This is a genomic window from Streptomyces sp. NBC_01689 (genome assembly GCF_036250675.1).
In the GTDB taxonomy this organism is placed as follows: domain Bacteria; phylum Actinomycetota; class Actinomycetes; order Streptomycetales; family Streptomycetaceae; genus Streptomyces.
The window spans coordinates 9,296,532-9,312,343 of sequence record NZ_CP109592.1 but is presented as its reverse complement, the minus strand read 5'-3'; the positions used below and the strand labels follow the sequence as shown (position 1 = coordinate 9,312,343).

13 protein-coding genes are annotated in these 15,812 nt (G+C 71.0%); 8 read left to right on the top strand and 5 right to left on the bottom strand.

From position 1 onward, the window contains the following. The first annotated feature begins 84 nt into the window (after positions 1 to 84). Positions 85 to 471 (top strand): nuclear transport factor 2 family protein, encoded by a 387-nt coding sequence (locus OG776_RS39815; protein ID WP_329323497.1) that lies wholly within the window; start codon positions 85 to 87, stop codon positions 469 to 471. A 71-nt stretch (positions 472 to 542) separates the two neighbouring features. Here OG776_RS39815 and OG776_RS39810 read toward each other — a convergent pair whose 3' ends face one another. Together OG776_RS39810 and OG776_RS39805 are read right to left on the bottom strand one after the other, a co-directional pair. Beyond that, a complete protein-coding gene (locus tag OG776_RS39810) occupies positions 543 to 3,071 on the bottom strand; it encodes an MGH1-like glycoside hydrolase domain-containing protein (protein WP_329323496.1) in 2,529 nt (842 codons plus the stop codon). 249 nt (positions 3,072 to 3,320) lie between these two features. Continuing rightward, positions 3,321 to 5,699 carry a SpoIIE family protein phosphatase gene (locus tag OG776_RS39805; RefSeq protein WP_148008452.1) on the bottom strand — a complete coding sequence of 793 codons (2,379 nt, stop codon included), beginning with the start codon at positions 5,697 to 5,699 and terminating at the stop codon, positions 3,321 to 3,323. A 497-nt stretch (positions 5,700 to 6,196) separates the two neighbouring features. On the opposite strand from OG776_RS39805, the gene OG776_RS39800 reads away from it, so the two are divergent. From OG776_RS39800 to OG776_RS39775, 6 genes are all read left to right on the top strand, one after another. Next, the gene (locus OG776_RS39800; RefSeq protein ID WP_148008451.1) at positions 6,197 to 6,640 is read left to right on the top strand and encodes a VOC family protein; all 444 of its coding nucleotides are present in this window, start codon (positions 6,197 to 6,199) and stop codon (positions 6,638 to 6,640) included. 796 nt (positions 6,641 to 7,436) lie between these two features. Continuing rightward, positions 7,437 to 8,486: an LLM class flavin-dependent oxidoreductase gene (locus OG776_RS39795; RefSeq protein WP_148008450.1), complete on the top strand. Its 1,050-nt coding sequence runs from the start codon at positions 7,437 to 7,439 to the stop codon at positions 8,484 to 8,486. Beyond that, a complete protein-coding gene (locus tag OG776_RS39790) occupies positions 8,479 to 9,510 on the top strand; it encodes an LLM class flavin-dependent oxidoreductase (RefSeq protein ID WP_148008449.1) in 1,032 nt (343 codons plus the stop codon). The genes OG776_RS39795 and OG776_RS39790 overlap by 8 nt, the downstream gene beginning before the upstream one ends. A gap of 19 nt (positions 9,511 to 9,529) precedes the next feature. Beyond that, positions 9,530 to 10,246, top strand: a complete 717-nt coding sequence (locus tag OG776_RS39785; protein WP_148008448.1) for an NADPH-dependent F420 reductase — start codon at positions 9,530 to 9,532, stop codon at positions 10,244 to 10,246. Positions 10,247 to 10,712: 466 nt separating this feature from the next. After that, complete coding sequence (locus tag OG776_RS39780; RefSeq protein ID WP_148008447.1) at positions 10,713 to 11,285, top strand: dihydrofolate reductase family protein; 573 nt, start codon at positions 10,713 to 10,715, stop codon at positions 11,283 to 11,285. Between the two features lie 124 nt (positions 11,286 to 11,409). Further along, complete coding sequence (locus OG776_RS39775; protein WP_329323494.1) at positions 11,410 to 12,354, top strand: NAD(P)-dependent oxidoreductase; 945 nt, start codon at positions 11,410 to 11,412, stop codon at positions 12,352 to 12,354. Positions 12,355 to 12,361: 7 nt separating this feature from the next. Here the strand turns inward: OG776_RS39775 and OG776_RS39770 are convergent, their stop codons facing one another. The 3 genes from OG776_RS39770 to OG776_RS39760 are packed head-to-tail and all read right to left on the bottom strand — an operon-like array spanning position 12,362 to position 14,692. Continuing rightward, positions 12,362 to 12,604: a non-oxidative hydroxyarylic acid decarboxylases subunit D gene (locus OG776_RS39770; protein WP_148008445.1), complete on the bottom strand. Its 243-nt coding sequence runs from the start codon at positions 12,602 to 12,604 to the stop codon at positions 12,362 to 12,364. A 34-nt stretch (positions 12,605 to 12,638) separates the two neighbouring features. Then, positions 12,639 to 14,063, bottom strand: coding sequence for a non-oxidative hydroxyarylic acid decarboxylases subunit C (locus OG776_RS39765; protein WP_148008444.1), 1,425 nt, complete (start codon positions 14,061 to 14,063; stop codon positions 12,639 to 12,641). A gap of 32 nt (positions 14,064 to 14,095) precedes the next feature. Beyond that, positions 14,096 to 14,692: a non-oxidative hydroxyarylic acid decarboxylases subunit B gene (locus OG776_RS39760; protein ID WP_148008443.1), complete on the bottom strand. Its 597-nt coding sequence runs from the start codon at positions 14,690 to 14,692 to the stop codon at positions 14,096 to 14,098. 148 nt (positions 14,693 to 14,840) lie between these two features. On the opposite strand from OG776_RS39760, the gene OG776_RS39755 reads away from it, so the two are divergent. Further along, a complete protein-coding gene (locus OG776_RS39755; protein WP_148008442.1) occupies positions 14,841 to 15,767 on the top strand; it encodes a helix-turn-helix transcriptional regulator in 927 nt (308 codons plus the stop codon). Positions 15,768 to 15,812 lie beyond the last annotated feature (45 nt).

The window sequence follows — 15,812 nt, the reverse complement described above, 5'->3', positions numbered from 1 at the left end:
CGCCGCCGGGGTTAGGCTGTTTCCGGGGGCTGGGCTGCGGAGACGGATCTCGTCCGCAGACGTTCTGTGGCCGGAGGCGACACGATGGGCGACCAGGAGATTCGGGCGGCGCTGGACCGGCACTGGGCGGCGTCCGCCGCCGGGGACCAGGACACCGAGCACGAGATCTACCACGACGACGTCATCACCGATTACCCGCAGTCCGGTGAGCGCATCCACGGTCGCCGCAACCTCCAGGCGCTGCGCTCGCACCACCCGGCCAGGCTCGACTTCATCCTCCGCCGGATTCTCGGCGGCGGCGACCTCTGGATCACCGAATACGTGATCGAGTACGACGGGCAACCGGCGTCCACCATCAGCATCATGGAGTTCCGGGACGGCAAGGTCGCGCACGAGACCCAGTACTTCGCCGATCCGTTCGCCCCGCCCGCCTGGCGTGCGCGGTGGGTGGACCCGATGCCCCGCACCTGACCCCTTCGATGCGGGACACCGCTGCCGGCCAACTCCTCGTACCGCGCGTCCCCGGAGCAGGGGGCGGCGGTCTACGGGGACGCCGCCGGACGCAGGGTCCACAGGTGGTCCGCGGTGCCGTTGTCGGAGTACTGGACCACGTCCGCGCTGTCGCCGGTGGACATGCCCGCGACGCCCAGCACCAGCCCGCTGTTCCGGTTGACGATCTTGTACTGGCCGCCGCCCGCGTCCACCAGCCGCCACAGATGATCGCTGGTGCCGCTGTCGTGGTACTGCTGGATCTGGGCGCTCAGGGCGGTCGAGGCCCCCTCGACGGCGAGGAGCAGGCCGCTGTGGACATTGACGATCTTGTACCAGCCGCTCCCGGCCTTGACGAGCCTCCAGAGGTGGTCCGGGGTGCCGTTGTCCGTGTACTGCTGCACGTCCGCGCTGTCGGAGAGCGAGGCGTTCTCGACGGCGAGGAGCTTGCCGCTGTTGACGTTGGCGATCTGGAAGACCGGTGCGGCCCGGACCTCGAACTCCGACAGGCCCCACCCGGTTCCGCCGCCGGCGTTGGGGGCCACGACGCGCAGCCGACTGGTCGTCAGGGCCGGGAAGGTGATCCTGTTCTCGCCGTTCGCGAGGGGGGCGGCGGGCGAGCGGCTCTGGCCGGGCACGGTGGCCCAGGCCGTGCCGGTCCAGTACTGCAGGTCGTAGTCGGCCGGGGTGCGCACCCCGCCTCCGTCGTCGTAGAAGTGCAGCCGTACGTCGGCGGTCCGCTGGTTCCGGCCGAAGTCGACTCCGTAGGAGTCACTGGCGTGCGGGGTGGCGTACGACGTCCAGCGGCTGTTCTCGGGGATGCCCTCGCGGTAGACGATCCCGTCGACGGCGTTCCAGACGTTGTCGTAGGGGGAGGTGTAGGAGGCGAAGGGCTGCGGACCGGAGGCGTGGCGCTGCCCGTTGGCGGCGATGTCCACCGTCGGGTCCGCGTCCGGGCGGACGTCCGGCGCGCCGACGTCGACGGTGACCGCGCCGAGCCCCGTCCTGGCGGCGGCCTGGCGGCCGTCCACGTAGACGTGCAGGCCGGCCCCCTGGCCGTACCGGCTGCCGGTGCGGTCCCAGAGCACGGTCACGTCGTGCCCGTGGTACGGGGTGTTCTCCAGCGCGAAGTAGTCCCAGGAGGCCGGTGCGAGCGGCTTGACGACCAGGGTGTCGTCGCTCTGGCCGCGCAGACCGATGAGTCCCGAGATGACGTTGTCGTTGTAGGTGGAGTGGTTGTAGTCCTCGCTGTGGTTGTTCCCGTCGTACAGCCAGCTGTCGCGGTCCGGGTCGTGGGCCTCGGCGACGTAGGGCGCGCCGTCCCGGTACTGGGTGGCGGCGTAGGTGTGCAGCAACTGGACGTAGTCGGCGCCGGAGAAGACCGACTGGGCCGGATAGTCCTCCAGCAGGTTCGCCGCGGCCGTCAGTGTCTGGGAGGTGGCGAACGGCCAGGAGGGACCGTCCCACCGGCAGCAGGCGCCGGCCTGGTACATGAACCAGGGGCTGCGCCGTTCCACCGTGGTCGGTCCGTAGGGCGCGGCGAATCCGCCGGAATCCTTGAGCTGGGCGAAGGCTCCGGCGTTCGCGGCCGGCGCCATGTCGAACATCCAGGGCAGGTAGCCCATCAGTTCGCGGCTTCCGGTCTTGGCCAGTGACGGGTTGTCGTCCCGGGCCACTCCGTAGTAGAACTGCCGCCCCTCGTCCCACAGATGGGCCTGCACCGCGCCGCGCAGAGCGGTGGCGCGGGCCTGGAAGTCGTTCGCCGTACCGGTGTCGCCCGCCAGCGCGGCGATCGCTGCGATCGCGCGCGCGTCGCCGTACTGGTAGGCGTTGATCGTGGGCCGGTAGCCGTGGCCCCCGTGGTAGGGCTCGGAGGACTCGTACGACGAGGCGGAGTACTCCGTCGCGTCCCACACCGGCGCCTGCCAGTAGAGGCCCAGCGCCTGGTTGAAGTGGTTGTCCCAGCCGTCGTACTGCTGGACGAGCGAAGCCAGTTGGGACTTCGCGAAGCTCCGGTCGCCGGTGGCCAGCATCTGCTGCCACACCGCGTCGGCCGCCCAGAAGCTGTACTCGTGGGCCCAGTCCGAGGTGTCGGCGTTCACACCGTCGGTCCGCGGTTTGGGGAACTGTCCCGGTCCGCCGAGCCAGTAGTCGACGACGTCGTCGGCGTACCTCCGGTCGCGCAGCCACCGCCCTTCGGTGATCTGGTGCCCGGCCGCGGCCGAGATCCCGCCGTACGGAGCGCCGTAGCCGACGGGCTGGAGGAACTCGCTCGACAGCCAGCCGTACTCCGGGCCGGTGTAGACGAGATGTTCCTTGTAGGTCTGCCACCGGTAGTAGTAGACGTCCCGGATCTGCTGGTCGGGCACGTCCAGGAAGGGGATGTTGGCCTTGAACCAGGCCGGGTCCTGAACTCCCCGCAACAGCGCGTCGTGGTCGAGGAACGACGTGCCCGTCTGCGGGAGGGAGGGCGTCCCCCCAGGGGTTCCGGCCGCGGCGGGCGAGGCGCCCGGTCCGCCGAGGAGACCACCGAGCAGCGCCACGGCGGCGGCCGCGCCCCGCCATCTGCCGAACCTCACCATGACGTACCCCTCCGACCCTGAACGGCGGTCTGACACGGTCTGCCTGCCGGCGCCGCACGAGGACAGCCCGCCGCGGAAAGCGGTCGCCACCCCGCCCGGACTCCTCTTACAACGTTGTAAACCGGAAGCTTAATGAACATGACAACATAGGCGTTCCGGAGTGTCCAGAGGTCGCGGGACAACCCGCCCGGCCTCCGTCCGTGCCGGACCGGGCTGTCACTCAGGTGGTCGTGGCGACACCCCGACTGGTCATGCAGCGGGGGTGAGTTGCTGTTCGGCCCAGATCGTCTTGCCGCGGTCTTCGTAGCGGGTCCCCCACCGCTGGGCGAACTGGGAGACCAGCAGCAGACCCCGGCCGCCCTCGTCGGTGGTACGGGCGTGCCGCAGATGGGGGGCGGCACTGCTGCTGTCGGACACCTCACAGGTCAGCGTGCGGTCGTGGATCAGTCGCAGGCGCACGGGCGGTTCGGCGTACCGGATGGCGTTGGTGACCAGTTCGCTGACGATGAGTTCGGTCGCGAAGGCCTCGTCCTCCAGGGCCCAGGCGCTCAGTTGGCCCGCGGCGAGCGCGCGGGCGGTGGCGACGGCCGCGGGGACGGAGGGGAGGCTCCAGGTGGCGACATGGGTGGGGTCCAGCGCCCGGGTGCACGCCACCAGCACCGCCGCGTCCTGCGGGGGGTCCACGGGGATGAGGGTCTCGGCGAGGCTCAGACACAGGTCCTGCGGGGGCTGGCGCGACCCGGTCAGCATGCGCGTCACCTCGGCGTGTCCCCCGTCCGCACCGAATGCCTGCAGCAGCCCGGCCGTGTACAGCACCAGCCGGGTCTGGTCGGGCACCGTCAGTTCGAACTTGCTGAACGCCGGTCCGGACCGGCCCAGCGGTGACCCCGTGGGCAGGTCGGGGAAGGTGACGGTCCCGTCCGGGAGGGCCACGGCCAGCCCCGGCCGGCCGGCCGTGGTCATGACGCAGCGGCTGGTCACCGGGTTGTAGACCAGGTAGAGACAGGTGGCCCCGGCGGCCGGGCTGTCGGTCTCGGGGTCGCCGCTCTCCGCGTCCATCTGGTGGACGACGTCGTCGAGTCGGGCCATGACCTCGTCCGGCGCCAGATCCAGGGCCGCGAGGATGTGCAGGGCGGTCCGCAGCCTGCCCATGGTGGCCGCCGTCCGCATTCCGCGGCCGGGGGCGCTGCCGGTCACGAGTCCCACCCGTGCCCCGGGGAGAGCGATCACGTCCGCCCAGTCGCCGCCCGCACCGGAGTGGACCACATGGTGCGCCGTACGTACCGAGTGCGGCGCGGGCGGGTCCTGCGGCAGCATGCCGCGCTGCAGGGAGAGCACGGCGTTCCGTTCGCGGACGAAGCGGCGGCCGTTGTCCAGAGCGACGGCGGTACGGCCCGCGAGATCCTGCGCGAGGGTGAGGTCCTCGTCCTCGAACGGGCCCCGGGCGCTGCGGCGGTAGAAGGCGACCAGGCCCAGGACGCTCTCGTGCGCGACCAGGGGCACCATCATCAGCGAGTGGATCCGCTCCTCCAGCATCCGCCGGCCGCGGACCATGTCGTCGTGTATCCAGGCACTGTCCTCGTCGACCGTCCGCACGAGGCAGGGACTGCGCTCGGCCAGGACCCGCATGGCGGCCGCGGAATCGGGATATCCGCTCGGCTCACCGACCGCGTAGACCCCTGGCGCGGCGTCCGTGCGGGTCGACCGGCAGGCCGCCCGCTGGAGGGCCCACCCGGTCTCCCCCGGCCCCTGCGGCAACTCCTGTCCGGCGAGGACCGGTTCGAGGAGGTCCACGCTCACGCTGTCGGCGAGCCGTGGCACCGCGACCTCGGTCAGTTCCTGGGCTGTGCGCAGCACGTCGAGCGTGGTCCCGATGCGGGAGCCCGCCTCGGCGACCAGGGCGAGGCGCTCCTGTGCCCGGTGCCGGTCGCTGACGTCGACCACGGTGTCGGCGAGTCCGATCACGCATCCGTCGGGGTCCTGCAGGCGGAACACGGAGGCCGAGTAGACGTGTTCGTGCTCGGGGTCGCCCGGCGGTCGCCCGCGCTTCTCGAAGGCGATCGCCGGTTCGCCGGTCTTCAGCACCTCGGCCATCACCCGCTCCGCCATCTCGGAGCTGAAGTCCGGCCATGCCTCGGTGGGCCTGAGCCCGATCCCCTCGGTCACCCGCGTGCCCTGCATCCCCTGCGCCGCCGCGTTGTAGCGCGTCAGGCGCAGCTGCGGGTCCAGGACGAACAGGCCGATCGGGGAACGGGTGAACAGGGCCTCCAGCAGGGCCCGGTCGACGGCCGGAACCGCCTCGGACCCCGCCGGCCAGAGATCCATCCGCCAGCACGCCCCGAACAGCGGGTCCCGCTCGGCACACACCCGCATCCGGCAGCCGACGGCATGCCCGTCCCGGTGCCTGAGGACGGTGTCGGCAGCCCCGAGACCTCCCGTCGGGGCCTCGGCGAAGAGTTCCGTGACCGGCCGGCCGACGCCCCACCGCGCCGGACGGCCGAGCAGTTCCTCGGCTGCCCGGCTCCACCGGACGACCACGCCCGCGCCGTCCACCAGGAGCGATGCCTGGCCGCCCGCGTCGGGCAGGGATGTCGCCGCCTGCGTGCTGCCGACTTCCGATCCGTTCATGACCATCCGACCGTTCTGGGCTGCCTCGGCTCGGCCAGTGCCTCCAGTCTCCCGCAGCCTGAACCGCTTCGCGCGGCCTGAACAGGGTGCGGACCGGCAGGCGCCGCGCCCGGGCCGCCCGGGCCGCCCGGGCCGCCCGCACCGGTCACGCGGCCCTCCCGGTCCGCCGACCGCACGGGCCGCCTCGGTCCGCCGACCGCACGGGCGGCCTCGGATCGCCGGCCCACGGCTCGCCTCAGAGCGCCGGTCGGACTCCCTGCCCCGGGTCGCCGGCCGCGATCGCATGCCGCGTCCCGGGACGGTCGGGCTCGGCGGCGGGGCCGCCCCTCGCCCGGTCACCCGCCGGACCGCGACCGGCCGCGCCGCACCCCCCTCGCCACTCGTCACCTGCTTGACCGGTGACGCGAGGAAATGCCATGCTCTCACCTGTCAAACCGGTGACGGGTGGCGGCCGCCAGGCCTCCGCCCGCGAAAGAGCCCGTGAAAGAGAAGGAAAAATGGACCTGAAACTCGAAGTCGTCGTACTGCCCGTCTCCGATGTCGACCGGGCCAAGGCCTTCTACGAGCAGGCAGGCTTCCGGCTGGACGTCGACTACGTCGCCGACGACACGTACCGCGTGGTGCACCTCACACCCCCCGGATCGCAGGCCTCGATCCTCTTCGGCACCGGGGTCACCACGGCTGCGCCGGGTTCGACCCAGGGCCTGCATCTCGTGGTCGAGGACATCGTGGCCGCCCACGCCGAGCTCGCCGGCCGGGGCATCGAGATGAGCGAGATCTTCCATGACGCCGGCGGGGTCTTCCACCGCGGCACGGAGGAGGGCCGGGTCGGCGGCCCCGATCCCCAGCGCGCCAGCTACGGCTCCTTCGCCGCGTTCAGCGACCCGGACGGCAACGGGTGGGTGATGCAGGAAGTGACGACCCGGCTCCCCGGCCGGTGACGACACCCCTCCCTGTCGCACACCTCGCAACATCCGCGCCCGGACCACCGGGCCCCCGTCCGGAGCGGGACACGGCGACAAGCGACAGGGCCAGGGACGGACGAGTCCTCGCGCGACCAGGACGTGACCGTCGCGGGCACCGGACCGGTCGGCGAGAACGCGGCCGACCGAACCCGGGCGGCCGACCTCGGTACCGTGGTCATGGAACGCGAACCGCTGGGCAGAGACAGCCCGTTCTGGGCCCGCGAGCCCGGCAGGTCCCCGCCGCGGCCGGTGATGGCGCGCACCGACGCCCCCGCGCGACCGGACGGGGCCGGGCGGTCCAGGGAGCCCTGGACGCCTCGACCTGGTCCGCGCCCTTCCGGCGCGCGGTCATCCTGTCGCGCCGGTACGCGGTCACCCTGTCGCGGTGCGCGAGGGCCGCGTCGGCTCGGTCCGGCCTCCGCCGACCTCGTACGCGTTCACGGCGGGCCCACCGGCCCGCACCTCGCGTCGGTGCGGACTCCGCCCCGCGGGGCGAACAGGCCGCGCCCCCGTCGCGCCGCATGGAGTCCGCCGCACACGACACCACCCGACGTCGGAACCATGGCGGCGACCAGCTTTAGTTGACCAATAAACTAAATGTCTTACGATGGGCACGGCGGGCAGACGGAGATCCGCCGGAGCGAACGGGACGCCACACCCCCGGCACGCCTCCTTGATTGACAAGTCAAGCATGTATCCTGGATTTATACTTGACTCGTCAATCATTTACTTCTGAGCGGTCGCCTCGTGCGGGCCGTCGGAGGGGGAGACCATGACGCCGCTGACCTTCGAGATCGGCCTCGACTCGTTCGGTGAGGTCGCCACAGACGACGGCCGCACACTGAGCGACGCCGAGACCGTCCGCCTGCTCATCGACGAGGCACGCCTCGCCGAATCGTCGGGACTGGACGTGTTCAGCGTCGGCGAGCACTACCGGCCCGGACACGTCGACAGCGCCACTCCCGTCCTGCTCTCCGCCATCGCCGCCGTCACGGAACGCATCCGCCTCGGAACGTCGGTGACCGTCCTGAGCACCAATGATCCCGTGCGGCTCTACCACGATTTCGCCACCCTGGACGCCGTGTCGGACGGCCGGGCCCAGATCGTGCTGGGACGCGCGTCGGCCACCGAGTCGTTCCCGCTCTTCGGTTATGAACTCGCCGACTACGAGGACCTGTTCGAGGAGAAACTCGAACTCTTCATGCGCCTGCAGCGGGAGGAGACGGTGACGTGGTCCGGCGCGTTCCGGGCCCCTCTCGTCGAACAGCGGCCGCGTCCACGCATGCGCCCAGGAGGCATCCCCACCTGGATCGGCGTGGGCGGCAGCCCGCACTCCGTCCTGCGTGCCGCCCGATACGGACTGCCCTTGATGCTGGCCGTCATTGGCGGACGTCCACAGCGCTTCGCCGGCCACGTCGACCTCTTCCACCGGGCGCTGGGGCAGTCCGGACACGATCCCCAGCCCGTCGGCCAGCACTCGCTGGGCCTCGTGGCCGACACCGACGAGGAGGCGACCGAGACCTGGTGGCGGTACTGGAAGCCGGTCGTGGCCCAGGCGGCCGAGGAGCGTGGCTTCTACCGACCGACCCGTGAACGCTACCTGGCCGAGATCGACCAGGGCGCGCTCTTCGTCGGCTCCCCGGAAACGGTCGCGCGCAAGATCGCGCGTACGGCCCGCGACCTGGGACTGAGCCGCTTCGACCTCAAGTACGACATCATGCACCTGCCCCGCCGGGCCCGCGCCCGCACGATCGAGCTGCTGGGCCGCGAAGTCGCCCCGCTCGTCAGGGAACTACTCACCGAGGAGCCCACCCATGTCTGAACTCGTCTTCGGTCTCGACACGTTCGGGGACGTACCCGCGGACGACTCCGGTGCGCCGGTCTCCCACGCGCGGGCGATCCGGCAGGTCCTCGACGAAGCCGTCCTCGCGGACGACCTCGGCGTCGACGTCATCGCGCTCGGCGAACACCACCGGGAGGAGTACTCGATCTCGTCCCCGGAGACCGTGCTCGCGGGCATCGCCACGCGCACCACGCGCATCCGGCTCTCCTCCGGTGTGACGGTGCTGAGTTCCGACGACCCCGTCCGGGTGTTCCAGCGCTTCGCGACCGTGGACGCCCTCTCCGGCGGGAGGGCCGAGGTGATCCTCGGCCGCGGCTCCTTCACGGAGTCGTTCCCCCTCTTCGGCTACGACCTCGCCGACTACGACACGCTGTTCGAGGAGAAGATCGAGCTGTTCGCGCGGCTGCTCGACGAGAAGCCCGTCACCTGGAAGGGAACCGTGCGCGCTCCCCTGGAGAACGCCGAGGTCTATCCCCCCACCGAGTCCGGCCACCTGACCACCTGGGTCGGTGTCGGCGGCTCACCCCAGTCGGTCATCCGCACCGCCCACTACGGTCTTCCGCTCATGCTCGCCATCATCGGTGGCTCCCCCGACCGCTTCGCCGCCTACATCGACCTCTACCGGCGCGCCTCCGACCAGTTCGGCACCACCGCGCACCCGGTGGGGATGCACTCCCCCGGCTTCATCGCCGACACCGACGAGGAAGCCCGCGAGCTGCACTGGCCGAGCTACCGGGTCATCCGCGACCGTATCGGCGCCCTCCGCGGCTGGCCGCCGATACGCCGGGAGGAGTACGAGTCCGAGATCGAGCACGGCTCCCTCTACATCGGGGCGCCGGAGACGGTCGCCCGCAAGATCGCCGGCGCCGTCCGCCGGCTCGGTGTCGGCAGGTTCGACCTCATCTACACGGCGGGCGCGCAGCCGGTCAGCGCGCGTCTGCGGGCGGTCGAGCTGTACGGCACGAAGGTCATCCCCATGGTCCGCGACCTCCTCGCCGGCTGACGAGCGGAACGGAGACACGATGAACACCGAGGACGTCCGCACGGTCGGCATCCTGGGCGCCGGCAAAGTGGGAACCGTACTGGCACGCCTGGCGCTCGCGGCGGGGTTCCGCGTGCTGATCGCCGGCTCGGGCCCGACCGGGAAGATCGCGCTCACCATCGAGGTACTCACCCCCGGCGCGGTCGCCGTCACCGCGACCGAGGCGGCGGACGGAGCGGACGTCGTGATCCTCGCACTCCCGCTGGGCAAGCACCGGGGCGTCCCGGTCGACGCGCTGCGCGGAAAGCTGGTCATCGACGCGATGAACTACTGGTGGGAGGTCGACGGGGTGCGCGACGACTTCACCGACCCCCGTATCTCCACCAGCGAGATCGTCCAGGCCTTCCTGCCGGGCTCCCGCGTGGTCAAGGCCTTCAACCACATGGGCTACCACGACCTGGAGGACGAGGCCCGGCCCGTCGGCACGCCGGGCCGCAAGGCGATCGCCCTCGCCGGGGACAACCCCGCCGACCGGGCCGCGGCCGCCCACCTCGTCGACGCCCTCGGCTTCGATCCCGTCGACGTCGGCCCACTCGCCGACGGCGTGCGCCTGGAACCGGGGACCGAGCCCTTCGGGGCCGACGTGAGCGCCGACGAACTGCGTGCCATGATCGCGCGATTCCCCACCACGGACCGCGGCGAGGCGGTCGCCAGGGCCCGCGCCGCCGCCACACTCCCGCCCGCCGACGTGAGCTGAGGCTTACACTCCCACCGGCCGACCTGCGCTGAGACTGAAAAGCGGTCCGCGACGGGTCGGCACGCGAGGCCGGACGCGGTACGGCGCGAGGCGGAGGGGCGCCCTCACGGTGGAACGCGTTCGGGCGGACACGGCGCGATGGCGCGGTCGTGGTCGCCGCGCCGCCGCCGGCGGAGGGCAGTGCGCAGTCGTCGCCGTCCCGAGCCGCCACCCAGCTTCACCCGCGACCTGCGGAAGTTGACCGTCAGCGCCGTGCCACGTCGCGCCGGATGCGCCGTACGGCGACCGTCCCCGATGCACCTGCCGAGCCACGGCGGCTCCCGCATCACCACGATCGCCGGGGCGCACGCGAACCCCCTCCATCTTCCGAACATTCAAACTGTCTTGACAATTATTTTTGTCGGTCGCATCCTGGAGCGGCGGCGGACAGCCGAGACGCGCCCACCGGACACCGAAGGAATCCCGCATGCGTACCCTCATCAGCTCCGCGTTCATCTCGCTCGACGGCGTCATGGAGGCTCCGGGCGGCGAATCCGGCTACCGCAACGCCGGATGGACCTTCAAGGACGTCGAGTTCGTCCCGGAGGCCTTCGGCATCAAAGGGCAGGAGCAGGAGGAGGCCGCCGCGGTACTGCTGGGACGGGCCAGCTACCAGGCCTTCAGTCCGGTGTGGCCCGACATGGCCGAGTTCACCCGCTACAAGACTCTGCCGAAGTACGTCGTCTCCACCACCCTGACCGAGGACGACCTCGTGTCGGACTGGGGCGAGACCACCATCCTGCGCTCCCTCGACGAGGTCGCCGCCCTCAAGGAGACCGACGGGGGGCCGATCATCGTCCACGGCAGCGTCGCCCTGAACCACAGCCTCGCGGACGCCGGCCTGATCGACCGTTACCACCTCCTCGTCTTCCCGTTGCTGCTCGGCGCCGGCCGGCGTCTCTTCCCCGCCACGGACATGGACACGCGGCACTTGAAGCTGGTCGAGCACGCCGTGTACGCCAACGGCCTCCAGATGAACGTCCTCGACGTCGTCCGCTGACCGGTCCCCACGCCAGGCCCCCGCCGAGCCCGTCGGTCCCGCGGCCCCGGCCTGGGCCCCGCCCTCCGCCCCCGGCTTCGGCCCTCCGGCCGATGCCGCCGGGCAGCCCGGATATCATCCACCGATGTCGACGATCTGCCTGATCGGTGTGGGCCGCATGGGCGAACCGCTCTGCGCCGCGCTCGTCCGCGCGGGACACCGGGTGCGCGCCTACGACGTGCTGGCCGAGCGCAGGGAAGCGGCCCTGTCGCGAGGGGCTCGGACCGCCGATTCGGCGGCAGCCGCGGCTTCGGGTGCGGATGTGCTCCTGACCGTCCTCCCGGGCCCCGCCGAGGTGGTCGCGGCGGTCGACGACGCCGTCCTCGCGGTGCTGGCACCCGGCGCCACCTGGATCGACATGAGCAGCAACACGCCGACCGACGCCAAACCCTGCAGGCGGCTGGCCGCCGCTCACGGGGTCGGCGTGCTGGAGGCGCCCATCGGAGGTTCTCCCGCGGACGCCGCCGCGGCGCGGTTGCGACTGTTCGTCGGCGGGGACGGCGACCTCCTGGAGCGCCACCGCCCGCTGCTGTCCGCGGTGTCCGACCGCGTCACCCACGTCGGCGGACCCGGCACCGGCTACGTGGCCAAACTACTGGTCAACCTCCTCTGGTTCGGCCAGGCGGCGGCCACCGCCGAAGCCCTTCTGCTCGGCCGGCGTGCCGGTATCGACCTGGGCGTGCTCACCGAGACGCTGGCAGCCGGTCCCGCCTCGACCGCGTTCCTCCGCGACGACCTGCCCGCCCTGCTGGCCGGTGACTACCTCACCGACTTCGGCCTCGACCACATCCACGACCAGCTGACGGCGATCACCGCGCTGGCCGAGCGGCTCGGCACGCCCCACGACGTCGCCGACGCCGTCCGTCGTCTCCACGGGGAGGCACTCGCGCGGTACGGCCCCGCCGACGGCGAGCTGCTCGCCGTGGCCCTGCTGGAGGAGAGAGCCGGGATCCTCCTGCGCCACCCGGCCACGCCCGGCGCCCACAGCGGCATCGACGTCACCGACAGGCCTACCGGACAAGGTTCTTGATGGAGCGTCAGTCGCGAATCAGAAGAGGGGGAACGGGTGGCACCTCCGCGGCGTTCGCGATGTCGTCGGCGGTCATCCTGAAACTCTCGGGATAGGCGTCGCGTCGGGTGCGGCGGGCCGGTTCACTCGTGCGCCAGCAGTAGAGGCACTGCCGGCACTGCAGCACGACCCATACGCCGGGGACGGGTGACGCGAACAACTGGTCGATGGTCTCGTGGGCGCAGCGCGGGCAGATGCCGGTGCCATCCATGCCGGTGGTTCCTTTTCGCTCGGGAGACGTGGGTTCAGCGCTGGGCGGCGAGCCGGCGGAGCCGGGTGACCCACTCGCCCGTCTCGGGCAGGTCGCGGACGGGGTTGCCGTAGTTGCCGCGACGGTCGGGCCGGACGGGTGTGGTGGCGTCGATGATGAGCTTGTCGACGATGCCGGGGGTGTCCGCCTGCGGACCCAGCTCCATCACGGACAGGTTCGGAAGGGTGATCAGGTCACCGGCGGGATTCATCTTGGTCGACAGCGCCCACATCACCTGCGGCAGGTCGAAGGGGTCCACGTCCTCGTCCACCACGATCACGGTGGCGGCGTAACCCATTCCGTGCGGGGTGGTCAGGACCCGCAGGCCCACCGCCTTGGCGAAACCACCGTACCGCTTCTTGGTGGAGACGATGACGACCAGCCCGTGCGTGTAGGTGGCGTTGACCGCCTGGACCTCGGGGAAGTCCCTCTTCAGCTGCTCGTACAGCGGGGCACAGGTGTTGGCGGCCATCAGGTAGTCGATCTCGGTCCACGGCATGCCCAGGTAGAGATGCTCGAAGACCGGTTCGCTGCGGTAGGAGATCCTGTCGATCCGGATCACGGGCATGCTGCGACCGCCCGAGTAGTGGCCGGTGAATTCGCCGAACGGTCCCTCCACCTCCCGCTTGCGTCCTTCGATCACGCCCTCGATCACGACCTCGCTCCCCCACGGCACCGGGAGTCCGGTCAGGGGCGCCGGTGCGATCGGCGCCGGGGCACCGCGCAGGGCACCGGCCAGCTCGTACTCGTTCTCGTCGTACCTCATCGGTGTGGAGGCGACGATCGAGATCACCGGGTCGTTGCCCACGGCGATGGCGACCGGCAGGTCCTCGCCGAACTCCTCCGCCGTACGCAGGTGTTGGGCGATGTCGTGCACCGGCACCGGCTGGAGGGCGAGCCTGCGCCCGCCCTTCACCTCGATGCGGTAGATGCCGACGTTCTGCTTGCCGCTGTTCTCCGGGTCCGCCGGATCCTTGGACACGACCGCGGCCTTGTCGATGTAGAAGCCGCCGTCGCCGTCGTTCAGGCGGAACAGCGGGAGCACCTCGAAGATGTCGGCGTCGTCGCCCTCCAGCGTGTTCTCGGCCCACAAGGGGTGCTCGCGCCACTCGGGCCGGACGGGGAACCGCGACCAGCGGCGGCTGAACTCCGCCACCTGCTCCTTGGTCCCGGTGTCCTTCGGCAGCCCCAGGGCCAGTGCGTGGTTGGCCCAGGAACCGTGCACGTTCATGGCTATCCGGGCGTCGGTGAAACCGCTGACGTTGTCGAAGTAGAGGGCCGGTGCCGCATCCCCGAGACGCGGCGCCGCGTTGGCTGCCGCGGCGATGTCCGGCTCCGGCTTCACCTCCTCGGTGATCCGGAGCAACTGCCCCTCCCTGTCCAGGGTTTCGAGAAAGCTGCGCAGATCGTCGTAAGCCATGTGAGTCCTTCGGTGGAGGTCGTGACGGGGTGTCAGAACGCTGACCCCAGCGTTTCGGTGCGGGCGGCGCGCATGCCCTCCCAGCGCCTGGCGGCAGGCGCGGGAAGGTCGAACTGGTCGAGGATCCGGGCGGTGATGTGGTCGACGATGTCGTCGACGGACGCCGGGTGGTTGTAGAAGGCGGGCATGGGAGGCACCATTCGTACGCCCATGCGCGACAGCGCGAGCATGTTCTCCAGATGGACCTCGCTCAGCGGCGTCTCCCGCGGTACGAGCACCAGCGTGCGCCGCTCCTTCAGCACCACGTCCGCGGCCCGGCCGATCAGACCGTCCGCGTAGCCGGCGCGGATCCCGGCGAGTGTCTTCATCGAGCAGGGGACGATCACCATCCCGTCCGTCCGGAACGATCCGGAGGAGATCTTGGCGCCCTGGTCCTCGGGGGCGTGCACCTCGTCCGCGAGGGCACCGAGGTCACGGGTGGAGAGTCCGGTCTCCAGCTCGATGGTGGTGCGCGCCCATCGGCTGAGCACCAGATGGGTCTCCACCTCGCGCAGGCGGCTGAGATTCTCCAGCAGCCGGACGCCGAGCACCGCGCCGGTCGCCCCCGTCATCCCCACGATCAGTCGCACACGGCTCAGCTCCTCGGTTGATGTGAGTGGTGACCGAAGGAGATGTGAGTGGTGACCGAGAGGACGAACCACCTCGGTCACCACTCCGCTCCCGCGTTTCACACTAGGCTCGACCTCCCTGGTCAAAGCCGTACGATGAAGACAGACCATGGATAAAAACGGACACGCGGATGTCACTGAGGTCCCCTACCGCTCCACCGCCGGGGCTCCTCCGGGGGTCGAGGTCCTCGGTTTCGCCGACCTGACCGAGCGGGCTCGCGGCCACGGCGTCGATCCCTACTCCCCGGTGCGGGTCGCGTTCCACGAACTCATCACCGTGCACACCGGCAGCCTGCGCTGCTCGCTGGACTTCACCGATCACGAGGTGGCCGAGGGCGACTGGCTGTGGGCACGCCCCGGGCAGATCCACCAGTTCCGCTCCGATCTCGGCTCGGCGGAGGGAACCGTGGTGCTCTTCCAGCCCGGTTTCCTCGACACCGCCACCGCCGAGGTCGCCCGTCTCGACCAGCATTTCCCCTACCGGCCGCTGACTCCGTCAGGAGCCGCGGGTGACGCGCTGCGGAGCACCCTCGACCTGCTGGACGGTGAGTACCACGGGCTGGGCGGACTGCCGTTGGACGCGCATGTCGAGGTGCTGCGCCATCTGCTGGCGGCCCTCGTCCTGCGCCTCGCCCACCAGCAACGCGCCACGCACGAGGACATGGTCCACGCGACGGCCACCGAGGCGTTCCGCCGATTCCAGCAGGCCGTGGAACGCGGTTACGCCCAGAGTCATCGCGTGGAGGACTACGCCAGGGAGCTCGGCTACAGCGTCCGTACCCTGACCAGGGCCACCCGTGACGCGGCCGGGTGCGGGGCCAAACGCTTCATCGACAACCGGGTCCTGCTGGAGGCCAGGCGCCTGCTGGCCCACACCGACCTGTCCGCGGGCGTGATCGCCGAACGGGTCGGCTTCCCGGAGGCGACGGTCTTCACCAAGTTCTTCCGCAAACTGTCCGGCGAGACCCCGACGGCCTTCCGCAGCGCGTCGAGGACCCACGGGCGGGGCGGCCACCCGCGGGGCACCGGCAGCTGAGGGCTGTCCGGCACACGCTCCTGCGCGAGAAAGCGGGTCGGCGTC

Excerpts from the sequence above, each read along its gene's own strand:
- OG776_RS39815 (WP_329323497.1), top strand. The coding sequence starts at position 85 with ATGGGCGACCAGGAGATTCGGGCGGCGCTGGACCGGCACTGGGCGGCG.
- OG776_RS39810 (WP_329323496.1), bottom strand. The coding sequence starts at position 3,071 with ATGGTGAGGTTCGGCAGATGGCGGGGCGCGGCCGCCGCCGTGGCGCTG.
- OG776_RS39805 (WP_148008452.1), bottom strand. The coding sequence starts at position 5,699 with ATGAACGGATCGGAAGTCGGCAGCACGCAGGCGGCGACATCCCTGCCC.
- OG776_RS39800 (WP_148008451.1), top strand. The coding sequence starts at position 6,197 with ATGGACCTGAAACTCGAAGTCGTCGTACTGCCCGTCTCCGATGTCGAC.
- OG776_RS39795 (WP_148008450.1), top strand. The coding sequence starts at position 7,437 with ATGACGCCGCTGACCTTCGAGATCGGCCTCGACTCGTTCGGTGAGGTC.
- OG776_RS39790 (WP_148008449.1), top strand. The coding sequence starts at position 8,479 with ATGTCTGAACTCGTCTTCGGTCTCGACACGTTCGGGGACGTACCCGCG.
- OG776_RS39785 (WP_148008448.1), top strand. The coding sequence starts at position 9,530 with ATGAACACCGAGGACGTCCGCACGGTCGGCATCCTGGGCGCCGGCAAA.
- OG776_RS39780 (WP_148008447.1), top strand. The coding sequence starts at position 10,713 with ATGCGTACCCTCATCAGCTCCGCGTTCATCTCGCTCGACGGCGTCATG.
- OG776_RS39775 (WP_329323494.1), top strand. The coding sequence starts at position 11,410 with ATGTCGACGATCTGCCTGATCGGTGTGGGCCGCATGGGCGAACCGCTC.
- OG776_RS39770 (WP_148008445.1), bottom strand. The coding sequence starts at position 12,604 with ATGGATGGCACCGGCATCTGCCCGCGCTGCGCCCACGAGACCATCGAC.
- OG776_RS39765 (WP_148008444.1), bottom strand. The coding sequence starts at position 14,063 with ATGGCTTACGACGATCTGCGCAGCTTTCTCGAAACCCTGGACAGGGAG.
- OG776_RS39755 (WP_148008442.1), top strand. The coding sequence starts at position 14,841 with ATGGATAAAAACGGACACGCGGATGTCACTGAGGTCCCCTACCGCTCC.